Annotated in this window: 20 protein-coding genes; 8 read left to right on the top strand and 12 right to left on the bottom strand. The window is 46.3% G+C overall.

Annotated elements, in window-relative coordinates; translation table 11 throughout:
- Window positions 1-32 precede the first annotated feature (32 nt).
- Both MHO32_RS01495 and degS read left to right on the top strand, forming a co-directional pair.
- On the top strand, window positions 33-1,400 hold the full coding sequence (locus tag MHO32_RS01495) for a Do family serine endopeptidase (RefSeq protein WP_101960637.1): 1,368 nt from the start codon (window positions 33-35) through the stop codon (window positions 1,398-1,400).
- A 206-nt stretch (window positions 1,401-1,606) separates the two neighbouring features.
- Entirely contained in the window at window positions 1,607-2,674 is a 1,068-nt protein-coding gene (degS, locus tag MHO32_RS01490) for an outer membrane-stress sensor serine endopeptidase DegS (RefSeq protein ID WP_009697598.1), read from the top strand.
- A 38-nt stretch (window positions 2,675-2,712) separates the two neighbouring features.
- Here degS and parC read toward each other — a convergent pair whose 3' ends face one another.
- From parC to nudF, 6 genes are all read right to left on the bottom strand, one after another.
- Window positions 2,713-5,001, bottom strand: coding sequence for a DNA topoisomerase IV subunit A (gene parC, locus MHO32_RS01485; protein WP_005447746.1), 2,289 nt, complete (start codon window positions 4,999-5,001; stop codon window positions 2,713-2,715).
- A 3-nt stretch (window positions 5,002-5,004) separates the two neighbouring features.
- Window positions 5,005-6,885 carry a DNA topoisomerase IV subunit B gene (gene parE, locus MHO32_RS01480; RefSeq protein ID WP_005447744.1) on the bottom strand — a complete coding sequence of 627 codons (1,881 nt, stop codon included), beginning with the start codon at window positions 6,883-6,885 and terminating at the stop codon, window positions 5,005-5,007.
- A gap of 254 nt (window positions 6,886-7,139) precedes the next feature.
- Complete coding sequence (gene yqiA, locus MHO32_RS01475; RefSeq protein ID WP_009697597.1) at window positions 7,140-7,724, bottom strand: esterase YqiA; 585 nt, start codon at window positions 7,722-7,724, stop codon at window positions 7,140-7,142.
- Between the two features lie 54 nt (window positions 7,725-7,778).
- Window positions 7,779-8,585 carry a 3',5'-cyclic-AMP phosphodiesterase gene (gene cpdA, locus MHO32_RS01470; protein WP_239210544.1) on the bottom strand — a complete coding sequence of 269 codons (807 nt, stop codon included), beginning with the start codon at window positions 8,583-8,585 and terminating at the stop codon, window positions 7,779-7,781.
- Window positions 8,586-8,646: 61 nt separating this feature from the next.
- Window positions 8,647-9,090 (bottom strand): DUF1249 family protein, encoded by a 444-nt coding sequence (locus MHO32_RS01465; protein WP_005395930.1) that lies wholly within the window; start codon window positions 9,088-9,090, stop codon window positions 8,647-8,649.
- Window positions 9,090-9,740: an ADP-ribose diphosphatase gene (gene nudF, locus MHO32_RS01460; protein ID WP_005450390.1), complete on the bottom strand. Its 651-nt coding sequence runs from the start codon at window positions 9,738-9,740 to the stop codon at window positions 9,090-9,092. Before nudF ends, MHO32_RS01465 begins: the two co-directional genes overlap by 1 nt.
- Window positions 9,741-9,969: 229 nt before the next feature.
- Here nudF and tolC point away from each other — a divergent pair, with 229 nt between their 5' ends.
- Window positions 9,970-11,292 carry an outer membrane channel protein TolC gene (tolC, locus tag MHO32_RS01455; RefSeq protein WP_005450392.1) on the top strand — a complete coding sequence of 441 codons (1,323 nt, stop codon included), beginning with the start codon at window positions 9,970-9,972 and terminating at the stop codon, window positions 11,290-11,292.
- Window positions 11,293-11,498: 206 nt separating this feature from the next.
- Here tolC and hldE read toward each other — a convergent pair whose 3' ends face one another.
- The 3 genes from hldE to MHO32_RS01440 form a co-directional block, all read right to left on the bottom strand.
- Window positions 11,499-12,929, bottom strand: coding sequence for a bifunctional D-glycero-beta-D-manno-heptose-7-phosphate kinase/D-glycero-beta-D-manno-heptose 1-phosphate adenylyltransferase HldE (gene hldE / locus MHO32_RS01450; protein WP_005450394.1), 1,431 nt, complete (start codon window positions 12,927-12,929; stop codon window positions 11,499-11,501).
- Between the two features lie 77 nt (window positions 12,930-13,006).
- Window positions 13,007-15,850, bottom strand: coding sequence for a bifunctional [glutamate--ammonia ligase]-adenylyl-L-tyrosine phosphorylase/[glutamate--ammonia-ligase] adenylyltransferase (gene glnE / locus MHO32_RS01445; protein WP_239210543.1), 2,844 nt, complete (start codon window positions 15,848-15,850; stop codon window positions 13,007-13,009).
- A 120-nt stretch (window positions 15,851-15,970) separates the two neighbouring features.
- Window positions 15,971-17,227, bottom strand: coding sequence for a methyl-accepting chemotaxis protein (locus MHO32_RS01440; protein ID WP_005450397.1), 1,257 nt, complete (start codon window positions 17,225-17,227; stop codon window positions 15,971-15,973).
- Window positions 17,228-17,275: 48 nt separating this feature from the next.
- Here MHO32_RS01440 and MHO32_RS01435 point away from each other — a divergent pair, with 48 nt between their 5' ends.
- Window positions 17,276-18,094: an ion transporter gene (locus MHO32_RS01435; protein WP_239210542.1), complete on the top strand. Its 819-nt coding sequence runs from the start codon at window positions 17,276-17,278 to the stop codon at window positions 18,092-18,094.
- Window positions 18,095-18,119: 25 nt separating this feature from the next.
- On the opposite strand, the gene MHO32_RS01430 is transcribed toward MHO32_RS01435, so the two are convergent.
- Window positions 18,120-19,652 (bottom strand): CYTH and CHAD domain-containing protein, encoded by a 1,533-nt coding sequence (locus MHO32_RS01430; protein ID WP_009697592.1) that lies wholly within the window; start codon window positions 19,650-19,652, stop codon window positions 18,120-18,122.
- Between the two features lie 205 nt (window positions 19,653-19,857).
- Here MHO32_RS01430 and MHO32_RS01425 point away from each other — a divergent pair, with 205 nt between their 5' ends.
- The 3 genes from MHO32_RS01425 to MHO32_RS01415 all read left to right on the top strand — a co-directional run bounded on the left by MHO32_RS01425 (window position 19,858) and on the right by MHO32_RS01415 (window position 22,734).
- Window positions 19,858-20,538 carry a TIGR00153 family protein gene (locus tag MHO32_RS01425; protein WP_005450406.1) on the top strand — a complete coding sequence of 227 codons (681 nt, stop codon included), beginning with the start codon at window positions 19,858-19,860 and terminating at the stop codon, window positions 20,536-20,538.
- A gap of 130 nt (window positions 20,539-20,668) precedes the next feature.
- Window positions 20,669-21,928 carry an inorganic phosphate transporter gene (locus tag MHO32_RS01420; protein WP_005450407.1) on the top strand — a complete coding sequence of 420 codons (1,260 nt, stop codon included), beginning with the start codon at window positions 20,669-20,671 and terminating at the stop codon, window positions 21,926-21,928.
- Window positions 21,929-22,122: 194 nt separating this feature from the next.
- Entirely contained in the window at window positions 22,123-22,734 is a 612-nt protein-coding gene (locus MHO32_RS01415; protein ID WP_005450408.1) for a TIGR04211 family SH3 domain-containing protein, read from the top strand.
- A 110-nt stretch (window positions 22,735-22,844) separates the two neighbouring features.
- On the opposite strand, the gene MHO32_RS01410 is transcribed toward MHO32_RS01415, so the two are convergent.
- Both MHO32_RS01410 and MHO32_RS01405 read right to left on the bottom strand, forming a co-directional pair.
- Window positions 22,845-23,570: a general secretion pathway protein GspB gene (locus MHO32_RS01410; RefSeq protein WP_222325826.1), complete on the bottom strand. Its 726-nt coding sequence runs from the start codon at window positions 23,568-23,570 to the stop codon at window positions 22,845-22,847.
- On the bottom strand, window positions 23,570-25,198 hold the full coding sequence (locus MHO32_RS01405; protein ID WP_050934699.1) for an ExeA family protein: 1,629 nt from the start codon (window positions 25,196-25,198) through the stop codon (window positions 23,570-23,572). Before MHO32_RS01405 ends, MHO32_RS01410 begins: the two co-directional genes overlap by 1 nt.
- A gap of 148 nt (window positions 25,199-25,346) precedes the next feature.
- On the opposite strand from MHO32_RS01405, the gene MHO32_RS01400 reads away from it, so the two are divergent.
- The gene (locus MHO32_RS01400; protein WP_239210541.1) at window positions 25,347-26,567 is read left to right on the top strand and encodes a multifunctional CCA addition/repair protein; all 1,221 of its coding nucleotides are present in this window, start codon (window positions 25,347-25,349) and stop codon (window positions 26,565-26,567) included.
- The last annotated feature ends 59 nt before the right edge of the window (window positions 26,568-26,626 follow it).

Genomic DNA, 26,626 nt, shown 5'->3' with positions numbered 1-26,626 from the left:
TTTGGCAGACCCGTTTCAAGAGGAGTTATTGGATGAAAAAACCATTGCTTGCGTTAACCGTTCTATCTTTAAGCTTGGGTTCAATCATCACCCCAGTCACCGCAACAGCGGCGCTTCCACTCAGTGTGGATGGGGAGCAGTTACCTAGTCTTGCCCCAATGCTCGAAAAAGTAACCCCTGCGGTTGTGAGTATTGCGGTCGAAGGCAAACAAGTTCAAACCAGTCGTATTCCAGAGCAGTTTCAGTTCTTCTTTGGTCCTGATTTCCCGACAGAACAAACTCGTGAGCGTCCGTTCCGAGGTTTAGGTTCTGGTGTCATTATTGACGCTAAGAAAGGTCAAATCGTAACGAACTATCACGTTATCAAAGGCGCTGATGACATTCGTGTCCGTCTATATGATGGTAGAGAGTACGATGCAGAACTCGTCGGCGGAGACGAGATGTCAGACATTGCCTTGCTTAAGCTCGAAAAAGCAAAAGACCTGACACAAATTAAAGTCGCGGATTCAGACAAACTACGCGTAGGTGATTTTACCGTAGCCATTGGTAACCCGTTTGGTCTAGGTCAGACAGTGACATCCGGCATCGTTTCTGCACTGGGTCGAAGCGGCTTAAATGTCGAAAACTTTGAAAACTTCATTCAAACCGATGCAGCAATTAACAGTGGTAACTCCGGTGGCGCTTTGGTTAATCTCAATGGTGAACTGATCGGCATCAACACCGCCATTCTTGGTCCAAACGGAGGCAACGTCGGTATTGGCTTTGCGATTCCGTCCAACATGATGAAAAACCTAACTGATCAAATCTTGGAGTTTGGTGAAGTAAAACGCGGCATGCTTGGTGTTCAAGGTGGTGAAGTCACTTCTGAGTTGGCAGAAGCTCTGGGCTATGAATCAAGTAAAGGTGCCTTTGTTAGTCAAGTGGTTCCAGACAGCGCCGCTGACAAGGCTGGCCTAAAAGCTGGTGATGTCATCATTTCGATTAATGGCAAAGCGATTGATACGTTCGCCGAGCTTCGCGCGAAAGTCGCAACCTTAGGGGCTGGTAAAAAAGTCACGCTTGGCGTTGTCCGAGACGGTAAGAAGAAGAGCTTTGATGTGACCTTGGGAGAATCAACCAATGTCAAAGCGAAGGCTGAGACTCTACATGAAGGACTCAAAGGCGCTGAGCTTAGCAATACGACACCAAGTGATTCTATCCAAGGTGTGAAGGTAACGAGCGTTGCTGAGAACTCGCCAGCAGCACAATATCAGTTGGCAGAAGGCGACATTATCATTGGTGTAAACCGTAAACGCGTGAAGAACTTAGCGGAGTTACGTGCGATTGTAGAGAAGCATCAAGGTGTACTGGCGATCAACGTTCAACGCGGCGATCGAACGGTTTACCTCGTTATCCGCTAATCGTGTTGAGTTAACAGCAATCACGTAGGCTGAAGTAAACGTGCGTTAACCACATCGATATTCGTGATAACGCTCGAACACTTTACCTCGTATGTCATGGTTTTATAAAAGGGTAAGACGATTACGTCTTGCCCTTTTGTTATTTTTCAATGTAATGCTATCCTTCAGTTTTCTATGCCAATTGGGCGCTCAATCATGGAGAGGTTATGCTTAGCTTTTTGTTACGTTCTGTCTTTTTAGGCTTAGCAACTGCCATCATCGTATTACTCGCCGTTCCATCTTTGCGCAGCAATGTTATTCCTACAGCACTCAGCGATCCGCAGCCGAGCAATATCGCCTCGCTCGAAGTCTCTTTTAACCAAGCGGTAAGAAAGGCAGCGCCAGCGGTTGTGAATATCTATAGTCGCAAGTATGTTGAAAACGACCGAAGCAAGCTTTCAACTCAGGGCTTGGGATCTGGTGTGATTGTTAGCGAGAAAGGCTACATCATTACTAACTACCATGTCGTCGCTCAAGCAGACCAAATAGTAGTCGCACTGCAAGATGGTCGTGTTGCTGCAGCTCAGTTGGTCGGTACGGATAAGCGTACAGATATCGCGATTTTACGCGTTGAAGGCTCTAATTTACCTGTCATCCCACTGAATCCTGATTACAAGCCTCAGGTTGGTGACGTGGTACTGGCTATCGGAAACCCATACAACTTAGGTCAAACCACGACGTTTGGCATCATCTCAGCAACAGGACGCTCATCGATCAGCGATGGTCGTCAAGCCTTCATTCAAACCGATGCGGCAATCAACGAAGGTAACTCTGGCGGCGCTTTGGTCAACACTCAAGGTGAACTGGTAGGCATTAATACGGCTTCATTCCAACAGGCGACAGACCTTGAGACCTACGGCATCTCTTTTGCGATTCCAGCTCCTCTGGCGAATAAGATCATGCAAAAGATCATTGCTGATGGTCGCGTGATCCGTGGCTACATTGGTATTGACGGACAGGATATCAATGCGGTTACTGCCCGCTTACTAGGTAACCAGCACATTGGCGGTATTGTCGTCCTAGGCATTGATCCAAATGGACCTGCAAGTGCGGCTGGCTTTGAAAAGCAGGACATCATTATCAGCATTAACGGAACCAAAGTGCAAGGTCGTCAAAGTGTGATGGATATTGTTACTGACTTGCGTCCAGGCACCAGCGTTGATGTTGGTATTATCCGCAAGGGTAAAGAAATGAATTTGAAAGTAACCATCGCCGAAGACAAACAAGAAGCATAAAAAAATCCCAGCCATTGGCTGGGATTTTTGTTTGTGCGTTATTCGCTATCGCTCGGCTCTTCTGAAACCTCTGAGCTTCCACCCATTTCGATTTCAATTCGAGTTACGCGCTGCAAACCTCGCGGTAGCAAGCTGCCTCGACGTCCGCGTTCACCACGGAAGTTCTCAAGATCAGCAGGTTTCAAACCTAATTTTCGCTTACCCGCATAAAGTGTAAGAGACGCACCTTGTGGCAGAGCCATCAAGTGAGAAAGCACCTCTTCACGTTCTTTCGCCTTCGCTGCTGGGATGTTGATGATCTTGTTACCCTTACCTTTCGCTAATTGCGGTAGGTCTTTGATTGGGAACAACAGCATACGACCTTGATTCGTAATAGCTAGAATTTCATCTGAATCCAAGTCTGCAATCGTCTTTGGTGTCATCACCTCAGAGTTCGCAGGTAGAGTCACCAATGCTTTACCGCTGCGGTTCTTAGATAGCAAATCTGAGCCTTTACATACAAAGCCGTAACCAGCATCAGAACCCACCAGCCAAAGCTGATCTTCTTCACCCATGATCACTTGGCGAATATTGCTGCCTGCGGTGATATTCAAACGACCTGTAATTGGCTCGCCTTGACTTCTTGCAGACGGTAATGAATGCGACTCAAGTGAGTAGCTTCGACCATCACTGCCAAAGAACACCGCTTGCTGGTTACTCTTACCACGCGCATGTGCTAAGTATTGGTCACCAGACTTGTAGCTCAAGCCTTCAGCATCCACATCGTGACCTTTCGCGTGACGAATCCAACCTTTCTCAGAAAGCACAACCGTGATTGGCTCACTTGGTACTAGGTCGCGTTCAGTCAATGCTTTTGCTTCTGCACGTTCAACCATTGGAGAACGGCGGTCATCACCATATTTCTCTGCGTCTGCTTTGATTTCTTTCTTCAGTAGTGTGTTCAGACGACGCTCAGAACCTAGTAGCTGTTCTAGCTTCTCACGTTCTTTCTCTAGCTCGTCTTGCTCACCACGGATCTTCATCTCTTCTAGTTTTGCTAGATGACGAAGTTTGGTATCTAGAATTGCATCCGCTTGGATATCGGTAATGCCAAAGCGTTCCATCAGCACTGCTTTTGGATCGTCTTCAGTACGAATGATCTCAATCACTTCATCTAGGTTTAGGTAAGCAACCAACAAACCTTCCAAGATGTGTAGACGAGCCATTACTTTGTCTAGGCGATGTTGTAGACGGCGACGTACAGTCGTACGACGGAACTCGATCCACTCAGACAGAATTTGTACCAGACCTTTAACTTGAGGACGGTTATCCAAACCAATCATGTTCAAGTTAACGCGGTAGCTGCGCTCAAGATCCGTAGAAGCGAACAAGTGGTTCATCAACAGATCGCAATCAACGCGGTTTGACTTCGGAACCACAACGATACGCGTCGGGTTCTCGTGATCCGATTCATCACGAAGATCGTCAACCATTGGCAGCTTCTTAGCACGCATTTGGTTAGCGATTTGCTCAAGTAATTTTGCACCTGATACTTGGTGTGGCAAAGAAGTGATTACGATATCTGAACCTTCTTTGTGCCATACCGCGCGCATCTTGATGCTGCCACGACCGTTGCGGTAAATCTTCTCAATATCTGCTTGTGGCGAGATGATTTCCGCTTCTGTTGGGTAATCCGGACCTTTAACGAACTGCATCACATCTGGCAGTTCCGCCTTCGGGTTGTCGATCAAATGGATGGTCGCATCCGCCACTTCACGAACGTTGTGAGGTGGAATATCCGTCGCCATACCTACTGCGATACCGGTTACACCGTTTAACAGGATATGAGGCAGACGTGCTGGCAACATTTGTGGCTCTTTCATCGTGCCATCAAAGTTAGGTTGCCATTCAACTGTACCCTGACCTAATTCGCCTAACAGTACTTCGGCAAACTTAGACAGTTTTGCTTCGGTATAACGCATTGCTGCGAATGATTTCGGGTCATCTGGCGCACCCCAGTTACCTTGACCGTCAACCAATGGGTAACGGTAAGAGAATGGCTGCGCCATCAATACCATCGCTTCGTAACATGCAGAGTCACCGTGCGGGTGGTATTTACCCAACACGTCACCAACGGTACGTGCGGATTTTTTGTATTTTGCTGATGCCGAAAGACCAAGCTCCGACATTGCGTAAATGATGCGTCGTTGAACCGGTTTCAGACCATCGCCAATGTATGGCAATGCGCGGTCCATGATCACGTACATCGAGTAGTTCAGATAAGCGTCTTCGGTGAACTTGCGCATTGGCAACTGTTCAACGCCATCGTAAGTAATTTCTGTAGACATCCGTTAAACCTCTGCCATATCGCCGTTGTTTTGCAGCCAAGAACGACGATCATCTGCTCGTTTCTTACCAAGCAGCATGTCCATCATTTCCATGGTCGCCGCCGAGTCATCGATGGTTAGCTGAACCAAGCGACGCGTATTTGGATCCATGGTCGTTTCGCGCAACTGAAGTGGGTTCATCTCACCCAGACCTTTGAATCGTTGCACATTGATTTTGGCTTTCTTCTTAGACAAGCGCTCTAATACACCATCTTTTTCGTCATCGTCTAAGGCATAGAATACTTCTTTGCCACAGTCGATACGGTATAGAGGCGGCATCGCGACGTAGATATGACCAGCTTCAACCAGCGCACGGAAGTGACGAGTGAACAGCGCACATAACAGCGTTGCGATGTGCAAACCGTCCGAGTCCGCATCGGCAAGGATACAGATTTTACCGTAACGAAGGCTGTCTAGGTTATCGCTGTCTGGGTCAATACCCAGAGCAACTGAGATATCGTGCACTTCTTGAGATGCAAGCACTTGGTCTGCAGAGACTTCCCACGTGTTTAGGATCTTACCGCGCAGTGGCATTACCGCTTGGAACTCACGATCACGTGCTTGTTTAGCAGAACCGCCCGCCGAGTCACCCTCCACGAAGAAGATTTCGGTGCGGTTGAGATCTTGCACAGAACAGTCTGTCAGTTTGCCTGGTAGAGCAGGACCTGATGCAACCTTCTTACGCACAACCTTTTTACTAGCACGCATACGGCGGTGGGCATTCGCGATACACACTTCCGCTAACTGCTCAGCCAGTTGTGGCTTTTCGTTCAACCATAGGCTGAATGCATCTTTTACTACACCAGAGACAAAGGCAGCCGTTTGACGAGAAGACAAACGCTCTTTGGTTTGACCGGCAAATTGCGGGTCTTGGATCTTAACTGACAGGACGTAAGAACAGCGGTCGAAAACGTCATCACCAGTTAGCTTCACACCACGAGGTAACAAATTGCGGAATTCACAGAACTCACGCATCGCATCAAGCAAACCTTGGCGTAGACCGTTAACGTGTGTACCACCTTGAGCGGTAGGGATAAGGTTCACGTAACTTTCCGTGATCATCTCGCCGCCTTCTGGCTGCCAGATTACTGCCCAGTTTGCCGCTTCAGTCTCTGCTGAGAACTCACCAGTAAATGGTTCTTCAGGTAGAACTGGATAACCTTTCACACCTTCCGCTAGATAGTCTTTAAGACCATCTTCGTAGTGCCATTTGTAGTCTTTGTTGTTTACTTTATCGGTAAACGTAATCTCCAGACCCGGGCAAAGTACTGCTTTCGCACGTAGGTTGTTCACCAGACGCGTAACAGAGAAGTTTGCGGAATCAAAGTACTTTGCATCTGGCCAGAAATGCACGCTGGTACCACGGTTACGACGACCGCATGTCCCTGTGACAGTGAGGTCAGAAACCTTGTCACCATGCTCGAAAGCAATCTCATAAATTTGACCGTCACGACGAACCGTCACTTCAACACGCTTTGATAGCGCGTTTACTACAGAGATACCTACACCATGCAAACCACCAGAGAATTGATAGTTCTTGTTGGAGAATTTACCACCCGCATGAAGCTTACATAGGATCAGCTCAACGCCTGATACCTTTTCTTCTGGGTGTATATCAACAGGCATGCCTCGACCATCATCGATCACTTCTAGTGATTGGTCAGCATGTAGGATGACTTGTACTTTTGAGGCATGTCCGGCAAGCGCTTCATCGACACTGTTATCGATAACTTCTTGGCCCAAGTGGTTTGGGCGCGCTGTATCCGTATACATCCCTGGTCGGCGACGTACTGGCTCTAAGCCATTCAGTACTTCAATGGCACCAGCATTATATTGTTCAGTCATAATACGGAATTGTTCTCAAAGTTTACTTGTAACCCGAGCCTCGCATTCACGCGAGCTGTACTCGAGAAACGAAAAAGCTACCCCGTCTGCACATTTATCTAAAGATAAAGAAGATGCATAACAAAGTAGTCAGGGCTTAAATACCCTTAAGATCTTTTTGGCAAAACATAGTCGGAAAGCATATCGACTATGTCAAGAAACAGTTGGATATATCAATAAAAACTATGAGCCTATTCCAATCCGTCTCTTTAGTATTACAGTTTTAAGAATTCAATGATTTGAGCAGGATAACGCTCAAAGCCTACAAAACTGTGATCACCGCCCTCTTCTACCGTTTGCGTCGCTTGTGCGAACTTTTCTACGGCTTGGCGATAGTCTAAAACCTCATCTTCGGTTTGTTGTAAAAGCCAAAAGGATTGAGGCGACGCGATGCTTTGTACATCAAGAGCTTTTAGCTCGTCAATATGACAAGCTTCAAGTGTATAGGTTTCATGCGTGTAGGGGTTAGTTTGCTCCCCTAAATAGTCCACCAGCAACTCATACGGCTTCACCGCGGGGTTAACAACCACTGCTCTAAAACCAAACTTATCATTGAGCCAAGTAGACATGTATCCACCCAATGAGCTACCCACCAAGCCGATGTTGTAGTCATCTTTGTATTGCTCAATGATATCGAGCAAGCATTGTGCAGCAAGTTGAGGGAAGCATGGTAACTGAGGCACGATGACTTTTATATCTGGACGCTGCTGCTCACAATACTCTTTCATTAAGTTCGCTTTCATCGAAAGCGGTGAGCTGTTAAAACCGTGAATATAAAGCAGCAAAGAAGATTGGCTCATGGTTGCCTCATGTAAAAAAGTAAGCCCGAACATAAAGTTCGGGCATGGTAATGATTAGTATCCGCTTGAGGTAAAGTCTGGCTGGAATTGACCATCTGGTAAACGGTTAACTTGTGTCGAGATGTCACCGTTACTATGTAGTTCTAATTCCCGCCAGCCTGGTGACTGTGTATCTAATGCAAAGTCATCAGAGTTCGGCTTGAACTGTACACACGTTGAAGGCGTTGCCATCACACGAATACCTTTGTGAATAATGTTCATATCCTGATGAACATGACCACAGAGAATACCCTTCACATTGTCAAATCGGTCTACGACCTGCCAAAACGCCTCTGCGTCTTTCAGCGTGTGCTGATCTAGCCAAGCACTGCCCACTAAAAGTGGATGATGATGCAAAAGCACCAACGTATGTCGCTGCGGATTTTCTGCGAGCTTTTCTTCAAGCAAAGTCAGTTGTTGATCGCTTAATCGCCCATGAGGAACGCCGACCACTTGCGAATCCAGCAGAATTACCTGCCAATCGTCACCCAGCTTTAGGTGTTCAACAGCTTGAATTTGAGGGGATGGTAGCACACTACCCATGTTTGGCTTGTAGTCATGGTTGCCCGGAAGCCAAAAACAATCTTTTTTCAGCGGCGAGATACCCTCAGCAAAACGCTGATATGACTCTGCACTATGATCTTGTGAAATATCGCCTGTAGCCAAGATGTATTCAAATGGCACTTGACGATGAAGAATCTCTTTTACCACGGCTGCAAAGCTGTCGGCGGTTCTTACGCTCAGCAAACTGCCCTCATCTGCCTCAAACAGATGAGTATCCGTGATTTGTAATAGCTTTATGCTGTCACTAGATGGTTGCAAAATGAAAACCTGATTCGTCCACTATATAGTTTTTTGTTATTTTTCCTTAGTGACGTGACAATCAATTGAAGGCAAGCGGCGTTCTACTAATGCCACTTCGTAAACAGAATGTCAGCCATTCACCAAGAAACGTATTAAGCTGATGCTTTTCATCTTTCTGCATCAACTGGTCGTTGGGATAATCATATTTAGCTTTAATGCGAGAAAACTCTCCGCTTGAGCATACTTCAGCTACTCTCGCATCGTGATAAAGCCTGACAGACATCGTCGGTAAAGGAAACACTGGTGTTTCATCACTCTGACATATCTCAACAACTGTGGTGTATTTTGTGATTTCATTCACGGTCAGTTGATAAACCATATTCGCCGCCTGATAACAGCGTACGTCACCAACTTCGGCAGAGGCAGGCAGCAAAGCGTTCAACTTCGCATAGTTGGTCTCATAAGTTCTCATAAGACCTGCTAAGTCGACATGGTATCTTTGCTTTTCAGCTACTTGCGCCATTACTTACTCTCCACCATAGGGGATTTACCCCATTGTGATGTCAATTCTTGATGATTTAACTGCAACCATTGAAGCGCAATGATTGAAGCACCATTTTCAAATTTGCCATCTTTCACCCACTGATACGCAGTTTCACGGCTCATTACATGGACTCGAATATCTTCATTCTCATAGTCTAAACCATGAATGCCATGCGCTTTAGATGCATCGACTTCACCAATGAACACATCAAGCTTCTCTGAGCAGCCGCCCGAAGAGGGATAATAAGAGGTAACCGAAGCAACACGTCCTACCTGAATGCCCGCTTCCTCTTCTGCTTCTCGACGAATCACAGCTTCTGCTGATTCATCTCGATCAATCATGCCAGCAACAATTTCGAACTGCCATGGGTGCGAATGCTCTAATGCTCCAACGCGGATCTGTTCTATGATCACGACTTGGTCAGTCACGGGGTCATACGGGAGCATGGCTGCAGCATGACCACGTTCGAACATTTCTCGTTCGACAATCCCACTCCAGCCACCGGCGAATAATCTATGCTTAAAACGGTATTTCACCATTTTAAAGAAGCCTTTAAATACGGTTTCTTTTGAGATTATTTCCACATCTTGGGGAGTAAAATCATTCTGTTGCTTGTCACACTGTTGCATTCAACACCTCTCTGAGTGAATCTTGTAGTTTACTCATTGTTATTCGCTTGCTCAAAGGACTTGGCTCAACTTTTTGTACAATAGTTATAAATTATTTTAAGCAATTCTCCTTTATTTATTGCACAACTGGATAATTACGTGTAAAAAAGTGCAAAGTTTCGAGTAAATATCGTCCAAATTGAGTTAAACTACTGAGAATTAACCAATCTATAGACCGCGGGAATAGAAAATGAAAAAACTGCTTCCACTATTTATCAGTGCAGCGCTAGGCAGTATGAGTACATCTGCATGGGCAGACTCTCTTGCTGAAATCTATGACTTAGCAAAACAAAATGATCCTCAATTGCTCAGTGTAGCAGCGCAGCGTGATCAAGCTTTTGAAGCAATCAACTCTAGCCGCAGTGCCCTACTACCACAGATCAACTTGACAGCAGGCTACGACATCACTCGTGGCGACAGAGATCTAGATGCAGGCGGAAAAACGTCTACTGACGAAAATGTACTGTCAGCAGGTGTTGGTTTTACACAAGAGCTATACAACCGTGCATCTTGGATCACGCTTGATACCGCAGAGAAAACAGCTCGTCGTGCCGACGCAAACTATGCCGCAACACAACAAGGTTTGATCCTTCGAGTTTCTCAAGCGTACTTCGAAGTGCTACGCGCACAAGACAACCTAGTGTTCGTTCGTGCAGAAAAAGCAGCGGTTGGTCGCCAACTAGAGCAAACTAAACAACGTTTTGAAGTTGGTTTGTCAGCAATCACTGACGTACACGATGCGCAAGCACAATACGATGCTGTACTTGCAGACGAAGTATTGGCGGAAAACTCGCTAATCAACAGCTACGAATCGCTACGTGAGATTACAGGTCAAGAGCACAAGAACCTAAACGTTCTAGATACAGCTCGCTTCTCTGCAAGCCGCTCTTCTGAAGCTGCTGAAACATTGATTGAAGAAGCGAAGACAACTAACCTGAGCCTATTATCTGCACGTATCGGACAAGACATCGCGCGCGATAACATCTCACTAGCAAGCTCTGGTCACCTGCCAACGCTTTCGCTAGACGGTGGCTACAACTACGCAGATACATCTGAAAGTGTTACAGATAACACGACTGACGGTTTCAAAGTCGGTGTTAACTTAGCAGTTCCTCTATACACTGGTGGTCGTACAACGTCTGAAGTGAAACAAGCAGAATACGGCTATGTATCAGCAAGCGAAGAGCTGGAAAAAGAATACCGTAGTGTTGTGAAAGAAGTGCGTGCACAAAACAACAACATCAACGCTTCTATCGGCGCACTAAAAGCGTACGAACAGTCTGTAGTGTCAGCGCAATCTGCACTAGAAGCGACAGAAGCCGGTTTCGATGTAGGTACTCGTACTATCGTTGACGTATTAGACGCAACTCGCCGTCTATACGATGCAAACAAGAACTTGTCAGACGCACGTTACAACTACATTCTTGCTGGTCTTCAGCTACGCCAAGCGGTAGGTACACTGAGCGAGCAAGATATCCTAGATGTTGATGCAGGCCTTAAGCCAGCAAAATAAATGTCTCATGTATACCCAAGTAACCTCGAGACGCTTAGTTCAGCGAGAATGACTTGGGTATAATGCATAAAACGCCAGTTGAGCTTTCAACTGGCGTTTTTTATTGCGAGCTATTTTGCTAAGCATTACATTCCAAAAAACAATTACGATCAAAAAAGGTCGCCCATAGAGCGACCTTTTCTTTAAGAATCGAAAGCAAGGAAGGCTTAGCCTTTACCGCCTTTGATGGCATTGATGATTTCGCTAGTTGAGCAACCATCTTCAAAGTTCAGCACGCGAACCTCACCGCCTGCGGCAATCACTTCTTTACCACCAGCGATCTCTTCAGGCTTGTAATCACCACCTTTCACTAACAAGCTTGGTAGTACTTCCGAAATAAGGCGTTGAGGCGTGTCTTCGCTGAAAGGCACAACCCAATCGACAGCACCTAAACCAGCTAACACAGCCATACGACGATCGGTTGGGTTTACTGGACGACCAGGACCTTTTAGACGTTTTACCGAATCATCCGTGTTTACCGCAACAATCAAGCGATCACCGAGTTCTGCGGCGTGGTTTAAGTAAGACACGTGACCAGCGTGTAAGATATCGAAACAACCATTAGTCATCACAACCTTCTCACCTTTCGCTCGTGCTTTCTTCACGGCTTCAATCAGAGCTTGCTCTGAAATCACACCGTAATCTGTATCTTGGCTACCGTGAATGGCTTCTGCCAGCTCAATTTCAGAAAGCGTTGAGGTACCCAATTTACCAACCACAACACCTGCCGCTGCATTGGCTAGAGCACAAGCTTCTTCAAATGATTTGCCTGCGGCAACAGAAGCCGCCAATACAGAGATCACCGTATCGCCCGCACCAGTTACGTCATAGACTTCTTTTGCTTGAGTCGGTAGATGGAATGGTTCCTGACCACGGCGGATCAGCGTCATACCATTTTCACTGCGCGTTACCAATAGAGCTTCAAACTCGAACTCTTCTACTAGTGCTAGCGCTTTTTCTACCAGCTCTTGCTCTGACTTCACCTTACCAACAACATCTTCAAACTCTTTCATGTTTGGTGTCAGTAGCGTTGCACCACGGTAGCGTTCGAAGTCTGCACCTTTCGGGTCGATGAAGACTGGGATATTCGCAGCACGTGCTTTCTGGATGTAAGCCTGTACATGCTCTAACGAACCTTTCGCGTAATCAGACATGATCACAGCTTTCACGCTTGGCAAAGCAGTTTCCATACGAGATAACACAGGTTCAGCATCGGTGTTTTCGAACTTGTCTTCAAAATCCAGACGAATCAATTGCTGACCACGGCTCATCACACGTAGTTTAGTGATGGTTGGGTAATCAGGCAGCGCGACGAAATCGCATTTTACTTTTAGCGAGTTCAGCGTTTCAGTCAGAACTTTCGCTGGCTCATCCATCCCCGTTAGACCAACAATGTGAGCGTGACCGCCAAGTGAGGCAATATTCATTGCCACGTTCGCAGCACCACCCGGACGCTCTTCATTATTTTCTACTTTCACAACAGGTACTGGCGCTTCAGGAGAGATACGTCCAGTCGGGCCATACCAGTAACGATCTAGCATGACATCGCCGATGATAAGCACACCAGCGCTGTTGTAATCAGGTAGAATTGGTTTCATTATTGGTCTCCAAAAATTAAATCGTGGTGAGTTTAACACAGCCTTTTTCTAGGCTGAACCTTGTGCACTACTTCTGCTTAGGCAAACCATTGATTCCATGCTTGCTTCACCCACTCTCGCTCCGCAATAAATTTCTCTTCTGCCACATCGGCATCTAAGTTAAGCAAGTTTCGACGATGAATTTCATCGCGCATTGATGTGTATGCGCGTGTCAGTTGCATCGCTTGATCTTCTTCCATGACACCTTGTGCGATTAGAGTTTCAAAAATACGTACATTATCGCACCAGCGAATGAGCTTAGGCTTACTGTGACTGTAGTTGAGCACAAGGTATTGAGCGAGAAATTCAATATCGGTAATGCCGCCGTTATCTTGCTTAAGCATAAAACGACCGGACTTTTTCCCGCCAAGATGGTCACGCATTTTCTCACGCATATCGACCACTTCTTTCTTTAACGTGTCTTGGTTACGCAGTTTACACAACACATCGTGGCGAGTGTTATGGAAGGCGATCGCCAAAGGCTCATCACCATAAATCATACGAGCACGCACAAGAGCTTGATGCTCCCACGTCCAGGCATCTTTATGTTGATAATCATCAAATGCATCTGTTGGGCTGACTAATAAGCCTGAAGCGCCAGATGGGCGTAAGCGAGTATCCACTTCATACAGAATGCCTGATGCTGTACGAGTTGAGAAAATATGGATGATGCGCTGCGCTAAACGAAGATAGAACTGGCGACCATCGATTTCTTTTTTACCATCGGTATAAACGTTAACTGGGCAATCGTGCATGAACACAATATCAAGGTCTGAGTTATAACCCAGTTCCCAGCCGCCGACTTTCCCGTAACCAATCACGGCGAAGCCTTTGCCTTCACGATCTTTCACATGCGTTGGCTCGCCATACTTTTCCGACACTTGCAGCCACGCTTGGTTCACTACCGCTTCAACGATCGCTTCCGCTAAATACGTTAAGTGGTCACTCACTTTCATGACGGGCAATACACCAGCAATGTCTGCCGCTGCAATACGTAAGATACAGATTTGCTTAAACTGGCGCAGCGCTTCCATCTGCTGCTCCATATCATCCTCTGGGATGCGGGCAAGGAAATCACGTAGCTCTGTTCGGTAGCTATCAAGTGGAATTGGGTTGTACAGATGCTGAGGGTCGATCAACTCATCAAGCAGAATCGGATAACGCGATAGCTGCTCTGAAATCATAGGACTGGCGGTACATAAACGAACCAGTTGTATTAAGGCTGCCGGATGTTCATCCAACAATTCAAGATACGTTGTACGAGTGCAGATGTTGTGCAGCAAGTGCAAAACACGTGGCAAACCGAATTGCGCATCTGGGTGGGCAAATACCGCATCAAAGACTTTAGGCATCAACTTAGTTAGCACTTCACGACCACGCGGTCCAAGTGTTTTCTTTGCCAAGTCCGCTTTGAACTGCATGATGGTTTTTGCTAACTCTTGTGAGTTTTCAGCTTTAATGTCCTCTTGTAGAACGTGTTCAAGCACATCTTGCTTGGTCGCCATGTCCCACAATTCGTGAAAATGACGAGCCACCGCTTCTGTTTCATCTTCTTCGTCATCACCGATTAAGCTTTCAAACACCTTGTGGACATTTGCCATGTGTTGTTGGGTTTGAGCAATGAGCGTATCCCAAGATTCAAAACGCATCGCCGTAGCAAGTTTCAATTGCTCATCTTCACAATCCGGCAAGGTTTGCGTTTGCTTGTCTGCCATGGCTTGCAACAGGTTTTCTAGCTGGCGCAGATATTTATAGGCAGCTTCAAGATTATCAACCTCTGATTGAGTAAGCTGACCTAGCTCACCAATGGCATTCAAAGTTTCTAGTAAACCACGACCACGTAAAGAAGGTTCACGACCACCACGAATTAACTGGAACACTTGAGCGATAAACTCAATCTCGCGAATGCCGCCAGCACCCAGTTTAATGTTGTTACTCAAACCGCGACGGCGCACTTCACTGCTGATCATTGATTTCATGCGGCGCAGGGATTGAATCGCGCTGAAGTCGATATAACGGCGGAAAACAAACGGACGCAGCATCTGGCGCAACTCTTGATATTGCGGATACATTTCACTGCCCATCACACGCGCTTTGATCATCGCGTAACGTTCCCAATCTCTTCCTTGTTCTTGGTAGTAATCCTCTAGTGCCGCATAGCTCATTACCAACGGACCACTCTCACCAAACGGACGCAAACGCATGTCCACGCGGTAACAGAAGCCGTCAAAGGTTTGTTGGTCGAGCGCTTTAATGATGCGCTGCCCTAAACGGGTAAAGAATTGCGCATTAGCAATGCTGCGGCGCGCGCCTTGTGTCTCACCGTTTTCTGGATAAGTAAAAATCAGATCGATATCAGAAGAGAAGTTCAGCTCGCCGCCACCAAGTTTACCCATGCCGATGATCAGCATAGGCTGCGCTTCACCTTCGGCATTGGTTGGCGTGCCCCACTCATTACAGCAAATCTTGTATTGCCATTGATAAGTTTCGAAGATCATCGCTTCAGCCAGTTGAGACAAATGACAAAGCGATTCTTCTAACGTCCAAGTATGGGTGAAGTCTTTCCACGCAATGTAAACCATTTCGCGGTTACGGAACTGACGCAGCACACGATGCCCAGCCATCTCATCTTGGCATCCAGCCAACAGCTCCGCTAGACGAACACGATACGCTTGTTGTCGACTATTTTCTGCCAGCATGTTTGGCAAGTCTTGCGCGAGTTTCTCATCACGGTGAATCGCTTCGGTAATGAACTTACTTAGACCAGACACAAAACGAAACTGTTCGGCAATCTCGGTAGGCCATTGTTGAAAGTATCCCGCTTGCTCAGCATTTTGGACCGCGGAATCCGCGACAGAAATCAGTGACGAAGGCAGCTGCATTTTTCTTCCTTGTTTGAAAAGCACTGTGGTTTGAGAGGTATACACTCTTTTATACCAGAGTTGGCATAAATAAAAACGCCCACAAAAGGTTTGTGGGCGTTTTATCAAAGCTTACAGAAACTAGACTTCGAAAGATTTAATCTTCTTATCTAGCTCTTCGGCGTTGCTTTGCATCATCTCAGAGGTTTCCAATAGCTCAGTCACGACCACAACTGAAGCTTCAACAAGCTCACGAACGTTGGTTAAGTTTTGACTCATTTCCTCTGCAACGCTGCTTTGTTGGCCTGACGCCGTTGCGATTTGGAAGTTCATGTCGTTAATCTGCGTCACCTGCCCAACAATGCCGTCCAACTCGCTACCAGCATTTGATACCAGCTCTACCCCTTCTGCTGCTTCAACAACACTTTTCTCCATCAATTCCACTGCTGAGGTGGCACTTGATTGAAGCTGAGTAATCATCTCTTGGATTTCAACGGTTGCTTGCTGAGTGCGTTGTGCAAGGTTACGAACTTCATCTGCAACGACAGCAAAGCCGCGACCAGCTTCACCAGCTCGCGCCGCTTCAATTGCCGCATTCAGTGCAAGCAAGTTAGTTTGCTCAGAAATACCTTGAATGGTGCCAACGACACTACCAATTGCGTCAACACGCTCTTCTACTTGGTTAACGGCACTTGCCGAAGACGCGATATCGGAAGACAGTTCACTCATCTTAGAGACCGTTTTCTGCAAGAACTGCTGACCAGTCACGGCTTGCGTTGATGCCTGCTCGGTCAATGAAGATGCCGTCTGCGCATGATCCGCAACCGTTTGAACTGTCGATGACATCTCACTCATTGCGGTAGCAAGTTGATCGATCTCATTAAACTCTTCTTGTGCCGACTCTTTTGTTTCCGACATACTCAATGTCATCACTTCGGTCAACGTTGCAAGCTCATCAGATGCGTTGATCTGCATTTGGATGACATCATGCAACTGACGACGGGTTTTCTCTAGCTCACGCGCTACGTCACCGTATTCGTCTTTACAATCCATACCAAATGGCACAGAAAGGTTTTTGCTTGCCATTAACTTGATTGCATCGTTCAAATATTGTGTTTGTCGTAGCATGACACGAGCTGCTGCAAGCAGTAACACCACAAACACCACAATCAACAATGCAGTTTGCCAAGCCACTTGTGTTAAGTAGGCTTCATAGTGCTGTTGGGCAACTTGTTCATTTTGCGTTGCTGCAAGTAATGAGTTGTAGAAGGTACTTGCGTCCCACAATTGCTTTGCCACAATCAAGATGGTGCTGAATACCATCAACATGACCATTTTCGGAACGAGCTTGATGTCGGATATCACCCTTTCCCACGGCTTAAATGCCAGCTTTTCCATTGTCAGTTCTCCACCGAGTCTTATATAGTCTTTGTATTACTTATAGTTATGCGCGCGATTGGCTCTGGTTGCGCGATTTATTTCGAGCTTCGTATGAAAAACTATGATATCAAAGACAGCACCAAACCGATGGGGTTGCTATCACTAATATTGTCCTTTATGGCGCTATTTGTGATCTCAGGCCTGTTGTTTTTCCCACTTGATCACGAAACCCGTCAAGTTCTTATCGGTCTGGATTTTATAATCTGTAGTATTTTTCTACTGCAGCTCATCGTAGATTTGATCCGAGCCACAGATCGTTGGTCATTTATCAAGCATCACTGGATTGATTTTGTGGCGAGCATCCCAATGATTGAGCCTTTGCGCTTTGCTCGCTTATTTCACATCCTGCGTGTCATTCTGGTCTTACGCTCTTCAAAGTTCATTCTTTTCCAGCTCAAGCAAAACCGCCGTGAAACTACATTAGCGTCTATTCTGCTGTTAATGGTGGTTCTCATCACTCTTGGTTCTAGCGCCATGTTGTTTATTGAAGGGCAAAACCCTGAAGCCAATATTCAAACAGGAACAGACGCTTTGTGGTGGGCATTTGTCACTATTTCGACCGTTGGCTACGGCGACCACTATCCAGTCACGACAGGAGGCAAGCTGCTTGCCGTACTGATCATCATTTGTGGTGTCGGCATCTTCGGTATGATTTCAGGTTTGATCACGTCGATCCTAACCGCACCGACCAGACAACAGGACAATCGTTCTAAGAATAAAGAGAAGCTCTTGGAGCAAGTATTAGAAAGGCAGGAGCAGATCTTAAATCGACTGCAGTCCATCGAAGATGAACTGCAAGAGCAAAAACAACAGACAAAAAAATAGGACCAGAGGGTCCTATTTTTTACTCTTATTCTTGCCAGTATGGCTCGACTTCAACACTGATTGCGCGAGTCTGATCCATGGCATGCAGGATGGAACGTTCTTGGCGGTGTAGCCAGCGCTCTAACTGCTCTTGTTCTTCCCCTTCTAACATGCCAATTAATGGCAGAAGGTGATTAAGCATAAGCAGGTCGTCGATACCATGCACTAGGTCTGCCCATGGTAAACGGAAGGTATTGCGCTCTTCTGCATCGTACAAGCTCGCAAAACCGATACCGGTGTACAAGTTACGTAAAAGACGGTATCGCTGATCCACGTACTCTTGAGCCGAGAGTTCTCGCTCTGCGGGGAAAGCTTCCATCAGCTCAGCCCAAGTGCGATCCAACTGCTTCACTGAGAAAGGTTGAATGTTGCTCGACATCTTTTCGCGCGCTTTATCATCCAAAAATGGCTGCCAACCACGCGTCAGAATCCAACGGCTCAAATCCAATAACAAACCGGTGTAACGTGCAGAGCTTAATAGCTCTAACACCGCTTCGCGGCTTGGCAACTCGCCCAGTTGTTGTGTCAACTCAGAAACAAGGAACTTACGCGCATCAAGTTTGCGCAGCACGTTGCCTTTATCATCTAGCAGCTCTTCTAAGTGAGCGTGTTCATCTAACCATTCAAGCTCTTCTTCTAGCCACTTCATTTCTTGGCGAAGAATTGCACTTGCTCGACGCGGCACCATGCTGCCAAAGATAGTAAATGTCTGGCGGATAAAGCGAATCGCATTAACGATTTCACGTAATGCTTCAACGCAATCACGCTCAGTGTAGATTTGCTCATGGTAATGCCAGTGCGATAGCGCATGCTCTAGCGAATTAATCAGGCAGTACTCGACTGTGTCGTTTTTCGTGCTGTCCACTAATGCTAGTGGTTTGACTTCATCACCAGCGTAACCACTGGCTAAGCGATAGCCTTTCGCAGCTTTACTCAGGTTACCAAGGCGCATACCACCTGCCTCACACAAACTGCGAGCAAGGGTAAACAAAGCGTCTGTCTGACCCGATTTCAGCTCTAATTCAACTTCACAGATAGGATCTTGCTTCTCTTCTCCATCCGTACCTTGAGCAATCACAGCTCCTTGGTCGAATGCAACTTCGATTTGGCTACCATCAGGCATCCCAATCAACCATTGTTCACGAGTAAAGTTGGTAGAAAAGAGCGGCGTCAGTTCCGCTTGTAGCGTAGCGACATCTTTGCCAGAAGGCCAGATATCAGAAGGATGAAGCGTGAGGTCCGGCTCATTACTGGTGTGCTCAGCATTGTATTCTGGTCTTTGATGAAGGCCTGCAACAACGCGTCCTGCTGTTTTTACAGTCTGGACAAAAACATCATCAAAACGGCGAATTCTTAAACCAATGTCGTGCTTTCTTAACCATTTATCAGCGGTATCAAAGTAGGTGTTACCCAAATCACGACTACTGTGCTGAAGTACTTTTGTTTCGGAAATTTTAGCTCTTAAAGTCTCTGAAAATTCAGGAGAAACAAAAAACTTCAGTTCTATCTCGGTTTCCATAGCTATACCTTTCAAAGCAGATAGAAACAGGATATTGCCTAATTTCTCACACGGCAAGAAAGAAATATCACCCGAATGATGATCTAAAACAGTTTTAATGAGCGATTTAATGCGTTAACATGCGCGCCTTTATAGCCATCGTTCAACATTTCGCCAAGAAATGGTGTATGTTTTTTTAAGGTTATAGTTATTAGGTTGAATGACCATGCCAGTAAATACAATTATGGGGTTATTTGCAAAGTCCCCAATTAAGCCTTTGCAGCGCCACGTTGTGTGTGTCAACGAATGTTGTTCACACCTGGTTAAGTTCTTTGAAGTATCTTCAAAGGGTGACTGGGAAAAAGCAGCTGAAATCCGTGCTCAAATTTCTCACCTAGAGAAAGAGGCGGACGTGCTAAAACGTGAAATCCGTCTAAAACTGCCTCGCGGTTTGTTTATGCCAGTCGATCGTACTGACATGCTTGAGCTTCTAACTCAACAAGACAAACTTGCTAACCTGGCAAAAGACATTGCTGGCCGTGTATATGGTCGTCAACTTGTCATTCCTGAGGCTCTCCAACCAAACTTCCTCGCATACGTTCAACGTTGTCTTGATGCGGCTGATCAGGCGCAAAAAGTAATTAACGAACTTGATGAACTTCTAGAGACCGGCTTCAAAGGCCGTGAAGTAACGCTCGTTGCTGAAATGATTCATCAATTGGACGTGATTGAAGATGATACCGATGCAATGCAGATTGAACTTCGCCAACAACTGATGGTGATTGAATCTGACATGAACCCTATCGATGTCATGTTCTTGTACAAGATTCTTGAATGGGTAGGTGGTATTGCCGACCAAGCGCAGCGCGTAGGTGCTCGTTTGGAAGTCATGCTATCTCGATCTTAAAACATAAGTTAACGACATAACGAAGAGCATTATTCACGCGTGTCAGATGGACGATGACAAAATTCACCGTCTTATGGGCTGACGCGCGCAAAATTTTGCTCCGCTTGTTATAAAACAACTAGGTATTACGATGGATATCCTTGCGAACTACGGCACTGTCCTGATTATTGTTGCAGCGATTTTTGGTTTCATGATGGCGATTGGTATTGGCGCGAACGACGTTGCTAATGCTATGGGTACATCTGTTGGCTCAAAAGCGCTAACCGTAAAACAAGCAATCATCATTGCGATGATCTTTGAATTTGCGGGTGCATACCTTGCAGGCGGTGAAGTAACCGACACTATCCGTAAAGGTGTTATCGAAACATCTCTATTTGCTAGCCAACCTGATATTCTTGTCTACGGCATGATGTCAGCGCTTCTTGCGGCTGGTACTTGGCTTCTACTTGCTTCTTACATGGGCTGGCCAGTATCGACTACTCACTCTATCATCGGTGCAATCATCGGTTTTGCGTGTGTGTCTGTAGGTACTGAAGCAGTTGATTGGAGCAGTGTACAAGGGATTGTCGGTAGCTGGATTATTACTCCGGTTATCTCAGGATTCTTTGCTTACGTCATTTTTGTCAGCGCACAGCGTCTGATCTTTGATACTGAGAACCCACTATTCAACGCAAAACGTTTCGTTCCAGTTTACATGTTCATCACGACGATGGTGATTGCACTTGTAACTATCAAGAAAGGTCTGAAACACGTAGGTCTACACCTTAGCAACGGTGAAGCATGGATGTGGGCAGCAGTCGTATCTGCAGCAGTAATGGCTGGCGGTTACTTCTACATTCAGAAGAAATTTGCTAACCGTGAAGAAGACCGCAGCTTTGCTGGCGTAGAAGGTATCTTCAGCGTACTAATGGTTATCACAGCGTGTGCTATGGCATTCGCTCACGGTTCAAACGACGTAGCTAACGCGATCGGTCCACTGTCTGCAGTTGTATCAACTGTTGAGCACATGGGTGAAATCACAACGAAAAGCTCAATCGCATGGTGGATTCTTCCTCTAGGTGGTTTTGGTATCGTTGTTGGTCTAGCAACACTAGGTCACAAAGTAATGGCAACAGTTGGTACTGGTATCACTGAACTAACACCAAGCCGTGGCTTTGCTGCTCAGCTAGCAACAGCATGTACAGTAGTTCTAGCGTCAGGTACAGGTCTACCTATCTCTACAACGCAAACACTGGTTGGTGCGGTTCTAGGTGTAGGTTTCGCTCGTGGTATTGCAGCCCTTAACTTGGGCGTAGTTCGTAACATCGTTGCATCTTGGATCGTTACGCTACCTGCTGGTGCACTACTAGCAGTCGTATTCTTCTACGGCATCCAAGCGATGTTCTCGTAACACTGCTTTAGCGCGAAGCGCTGGGTCAATACAATGTAAACGCTTTGTCATTATTGACTCAAACGCACAGAAAGGGAGGCTTTGCCTCCCTTCTTTGTTGCACCTAAGTTTGAAACTGCATAATATTCGTCTATTTCCGGCTCCAATAATTCGGTGCCAAAGCTGTATCCAAGAAAATCGTTAAGGGATTTACTGTGAAAAAACTAATCATCACGGTTTTGTTTACTTTGCTAGCAGCGCCAGCGGCACTAGCGGCAGACCGTTATATTTCTGATGACCTATTCACTTTCATGCACTCTGGTCCAAACAACACTTACCGTATCATGGGTAGTGTTAACGCAGGCTCTAAAGTACAACTTCTTCAAACAAACAAAGACACGGGTTACACCCAAATCCGTGATGCACGCGGTCGTACTGGCTGGGTTCAAAGCAAGTTTGTAACTAACCAAGAGAGCATGGCAATCCGCCTTCCTCGCGTTGAGAAAGAACTGAAAGAAGTGAAAGAGCAACTGGCAAACGCACGCCAGAACTCAGACACAGAAAAAGCGGGTCTAGTAACCTCACTAGAAACACGCAACCAACAAATTTCTGATCTAGAGAAGAAATACTCTGAAATCAGCGACCAGCTTACTTCTGTTGAAACAGAAAACCGCGAACTTCGCGCCAAACTAGACACACAAAAAGACGACATGTTACTGAAGTACTTTACTTACGGTGGTGGTGTTGCAGGTCTAGGTCTACTGTTTGGTTTGATTCTTCCTCATATCATCCCACGTAGAAAGAAATCACCAGCAGGTTGGGCATAATCACCTTACTCTGATGAATCGGTAAAAGAAAAGCCAGTCGAACTCGACTGGCTTTTTTGTTTTGTCTGTTTAGTCCTGAATGATACAGAGAAAGAAACGATAGGATGCCTCTAGCCTTTCCATTCATACAAAGCAGGAATACGGATCTGCTCGCCTTGGAATTCGACAATGACCGCTTGAGGTTGGATCTCTTTTAAGGTCACTTGCCCATCGACAACATCGCCTTGGTGGTACTCAACATTGTTAATTTTCACCCAACGTCGCTTTACATCACTTGAGTACATGTGAGTTTGTAAGTTAAGAGCAGGCAAACGACCATGCCATTGTTGAGCTTCTCGCTCTAAATCGTCAACAGACGAGCTATCGTTTGTCGATGGCTCGTCATCGTTCGCAAGCGCGTTCTCTACTTTCAAAGCAAGGTCAGGCGACAATGAGGACAAATCAAGATCATCTAAAGACAAACCAAGGTCATCACCACTTCGCATTGTAGGGCTTGTTTTTACTGTTTTCTGAGGCTCGTTGAGTAGCTCTTGCTCACCAGGAACGGCGTCATTACTCGCATACTCTTCACCAATAAAGGTACCAATGTCCTGTGAGAGCTCTGCTGTTGGCCATTCACGCTGAAGCTGCGCCAATTGGGGCTCTTCAGGATAACTCAAGCTTTCAAAGTTAGTCGTAGATTTAAGCTCGACCAATGCATTGGTTGCTTGTGCTTGTATCTCTGTTGCCGCTGGAGCTATGCCCTCTTGAGCAAATAAGTCCAAATACCAAGCAGCACCGACTGCCGTAATACTTACCGGCAATAAAAAGAGCCCCACATGCTTCATGACTGACATTATGCGCCCTCCTCTTTAATCTGTTTCAAGGCAGGAGCATCAGTTTGCACGCTCTGCTGTAAGCGCTCTAAAGTTCTTTGACCGGCAATACCATCAACGCCAATGCCCTGCCAACGCTGGAACAATTCCACTCGCTCTTTTAATGCAGCATCAAAGATGTCCGTGCCTAATGGCTGTTCATTCACCGCTTGAGCGAGAAGGGTATCCAATACTTCAATTGCTGGACCTTCCATATCTAAACGTAGGGTCTCTCTCAGAGGAGCTTGCCACAATTCAATGATATTGCCCTGCCACAATGGTTTAAGCCATGAAACAGGCAATCGCAAACGTTGGCTACCATTAAGGACTTCCACCTTGTCATTTCCAATCGCGTACAACAGGACGTAACCCACTTGCCCTTGGTAATTCAGCTCTAAGATGACAGGGCGATTTTGTTGCACTAACAACGGCCACGTTGCCATTTTACGCTCACAACGCATGGTTGATTGCGGTTCGGACAAACACAAGTTGTCACGAACAGAGGCACGATAGCCCCACAACTTGTACAGTTCATTAACTGCCAAGTTCGATTGCGTCTGCTCTAAGAGCATATTGCGTTGTTCACTGGTGAGTTGCTCGTTCATCTCTGCAGTTACAGGTTGCGATGTCGTCTGAGCAACTTGAATGGGATTAGGTTGGATGCTGGTACTAACTTGAGATGGCATTTTCTGCATCACTGCCCAACCAATACCTACCGCGGCAAACACGCCAATCGCAGCAGAGCCCCAAGTAGGCCATTCAAAGCTACGACGGACAGGCTGGTCTTGCTGGTAAATTTCGGCTTGGAACTGCATCACCTCTTCACAAGCCTGATGTACTGTTTGCTTATCAACCACAACATTACCTTTGTGGTAACTCAGGTTTAACGACTTATCACAAATCAGGTTAATCAAGCGTGGGATGCCGTGACTGTACTTAGCAATCAATTTGGTCGAGCTACGGTCAAACAACTGTTTATCACCACCAGCAGTATGCAGGCGGAAAGTAATATAGTCCGCAGTCTCTTTCTCATCGAGTGGTAGCAGGTGATATCGACCAGTAATCCGTTGAGCAAGTTGACGCAATTGAGTGGTTTGCAGCAAGCGTTGCAGCTCTGGCTGACCAACTAACAGCACTTTGAGGAGCTTTCTGGTGTCCGTTTCTAAGTTGGTTAATAAGCGAAGCTGTTCAAGCACATCAGCGGCTAAGTGCTGAGCCTCATCAATCACCAATAAGGTCGTCCAGCCCATTTTATGATTGCGCAATAAGTAATCATGAATCGCTTGGTTAAGCTGCTTGAGGCTCGCTTCTTCGGGGTAGGTGACTTTGAACTCGTCACAAATAGCTTCAAGTAAATCGCGGCTTGAGAAGGTCGGATTAAGGATCAAGCCCGCTTTCGTATTCTCATCCAAGTTTGCCAGCATGGCTTTAGCAACCGTGGTTTTACCTGTCCCTACTTCACCGGTTAGCATAGCAAAACCACCACCATCGCCTAACCCCGCCTGCAGATGCGTAATCGCCTCTTTATGACGTTGACTCAGATACAGATAACGCGAGTTTGGAACTATGGAAAATGGCAGTTCAACAAACCCGAAAAAGTCCTTATACATTAGGATCTCCAGCTAAAACCCACCCTCAATCAAATCGGGTATTTCCTTATTAGACTTAAACAAAGCGCTAAGTTCTTTTAGAAGTAAAGAAAAGTACCATTGCTTGCTACAATGTCCAACGTCAGATCGATAAATTAAGAGGTAATCCGTGCAAGTTTATTTAGTTGGTGGAGCAGTTCGAGATCATTTGCTTGGAATAGATAGCTACGACAAAGACTGGGTTGTAGTTGGAGCAACGCCGGAAATCATGCTTAGCCAAGGCTATACTGCGGTTGGAAAAGATTTTCCTGTGTTCTTACACCCTAAGAGCAAAGAAGAACATGCCCTTGCACGAACCGAAAGAAAATCTGGCGCAGGCTACACTGGCTTTGATTGCTTTTTCGATCAAAGTGTCACATTAGAAGACGATCTGATCCGTCGTGACCTCACTATCAATGCGATGGCAATGGATAATGACGGTAAGTTGTACGACCCCCATGGTGGCCAGCAAGACCTGCAAGCTAAAGTGCTGCGCCATGTTTCGAATGCCTTTATCGAAGATCCACTGCGTGTTTTGCGTGTCGCACGCTTCGCTGCAAAGTTAGCCCACTTAGGCTTTAGTGTCGCAGAAGAAACCATGCTACTGATGCGCAATATGGCAGAATCAGGAGAACTGAGCACGCTGACACCAGAACGCGTTTGGCAAGAATGGCACAAATCATTGTCCACTGCTCGACCTGACGTATTCTTATCAGTGCTTAGAGATTGCGGTGCATTAGCGGTTGTCTTGCCTGAAATTGATGCATTGTTTGGGGTTCCTCAACCAGAGAAGTGGCACCCGGAGATTGATACTGGTATCCACACCTTAATGGTGGCTGAGCAAGCAGCAAAACTCAGTGATTCACTGCCAGTTCGATTTGCTGCACAAGTGCATGATTTGGGTAAAGGCATCACGCCTGAAAAGGAATGGCCGAGCCATAAGATGCATTGCCATACCGGTTTGAAGCTAATCAAAAAACTGTGCGATCGTGTACGCGTACCTAATGAGTTCCGCGACTTAGCATTAATGGTGTGCGAGCAGCACTCCAATATTCATCGAGCGGCTGAGCTTAAACCTCAAACCGTCATCAAAATTCTCAATAAGTTTGATGTTTGGCGTAAATCCGAACGCTTGCAAGATATCTTAATTTGCTGCCAAGCCGATCACGCTGGTCGTAAAGGATTAGAACTGCAACCCTACCCGCAAGCAGAATTGTTTATGCAAGCCTATAAAGCGGCGACATCAGTCGATGTGCAAGCCATTATTAAAGAGGGTTTTCAAGGACCCGCTATTCGTGATGAACAAGAGAAGCGCCGTGTAGAAGCGGTTAGAATTGCATTAGGCAAATAAGTCCGGCAAAGCAGGTAGACAGACAAAAACGCCCGCAATTAAAAGCGGGCGTTTTTATT

Source organism: Vibrio sp. MMH1-50, from assembly GCF_022347645.1.
GTDB classification, from domain to species: Bacteria; Pseudomonadota; Gammaproteobacteria; order Enterobacterales; family Vibrionaceae; genus Vibrio; species Vibrio harveyi.
Note: the sequence above shows the minus strand (reverse complement) of the source record. Positions and strands in the feature narration are given on the sequence as shown.

Bases quoted from the DNA above. Each gene is read 5' to 3' on its own strand.
- MHO32_RS01495 (WP_101960637.1), top strand. From the start codon at position 33: ATGAAAAAACCATTGCTTGCGTTAACCGTTCTATCTTTAAGCTTGGGT.
- degS (WP_009697598.1), top strand. From the start codon at position 1,607: ATGCTTAGCTTTTTGTTACGTTCTGTCTTTTTAGGCTTAGCAACTGCC.
- parC (WP_005447746.1), bottom strand. From the start codon at position 5,001: ATGTCTACAGAAATTACTTACGATGGCGTTGAACAGTTGCCAATGCGC.
- parE (WP_005447744.1), bottom strand. From the start codon at position 6,885: ATGACTGAACAATATAATGCTGGTGCCATTGAAGTACTGAATGGCTTA.
- yqiA (WP_009697597.1), bottom strand. From the start codon at position 7,724: ATGAGCCAATCTTCTTTGCTGCTTTATATTCACGGTTTTAACAGCTCA.
- MHO32_RS01465 (WP_005395930.1), bottom strand. From the start codon at position 9,090: ATGGCGCAAGTAGCTGAAAAGCAAAGATACCATGTCGACTTAGCAGGT.
- nudF (WP_005450390.1), bottom strand. From the start codon at position 9,740: ATGCAACAGTGTGACAAGCAACAGAATGATTTTACTCCCCAAGATGTG.
- tolC (WP_005450392.1), top strand. From the start codon at position 9,970: ATGAAAAAACTGCTTCCACTATTTATCAGTGCAGCGCTAGGCAGTATG.
- hldE (WP_005450394.1), bottom strand. From the start codon at position 12,929: ATGAAACCAATTCTACCTGATTACAACAGCGCTGGTGTGCTTATCATC.
- glnE (WP_239210543.1), bottom strand. From the start codon at position 15,850: ATGCAGCTGCCTTCGTCACTGATTTCTGTCGCGGATTCCGCGGTCCAA.
- MHO32_RS01440 (WP_005450397.1), bottom strand. From the start codon at position 17,227: ATGGAAAAGCTGGCATTTAAGCCGTGGGAAAGGGTGATATCCGACATC.
- MHO32_RS01435 (WP_239210542.1), top strand. From the start codon at position 17,276: ATGCGCGCGATTGGCTCTGGTTGCGCGATTTATTTCGAGCTTCGTATG.
- MHO32_RS01430 (WP_009697592.1), bottom strand. From the start codon at position 19,652: ATGGAAACCGAGATAGAACTGAAGTTTTTTGTTTCTCCTGAATTTTCA.
- MHO32_RS01425 (WP_005450406.1), top strand. From the start codon at position 19,858: ATGCCAGTAAATACAATTATGGGGTTATTTGCAAAGTCCCCAATTAAG.
- MHO32_RS01420 (WP_005450407.1), top strand. From the start codon at position 20,669: ATGGATATCCTTGCGAACTACGGCACTGTCCTGATTATTGTTGCAGCG.
- MHO32_RS01410 (WP_222325826.1), bottom strand. From the start codon at position 23,570: ATGTCAGTCATGAAGCATGTGGGGCTCTTTTTATTGCCGGTAAGTATT.
- MHO32_RS01405 (WP_050934699.1), bottom strand. From the start codon at position 25,198: ATGTATAAGGACTTTTTCGGGTTTGTTGAACTGCCATTTTCCATAGTT.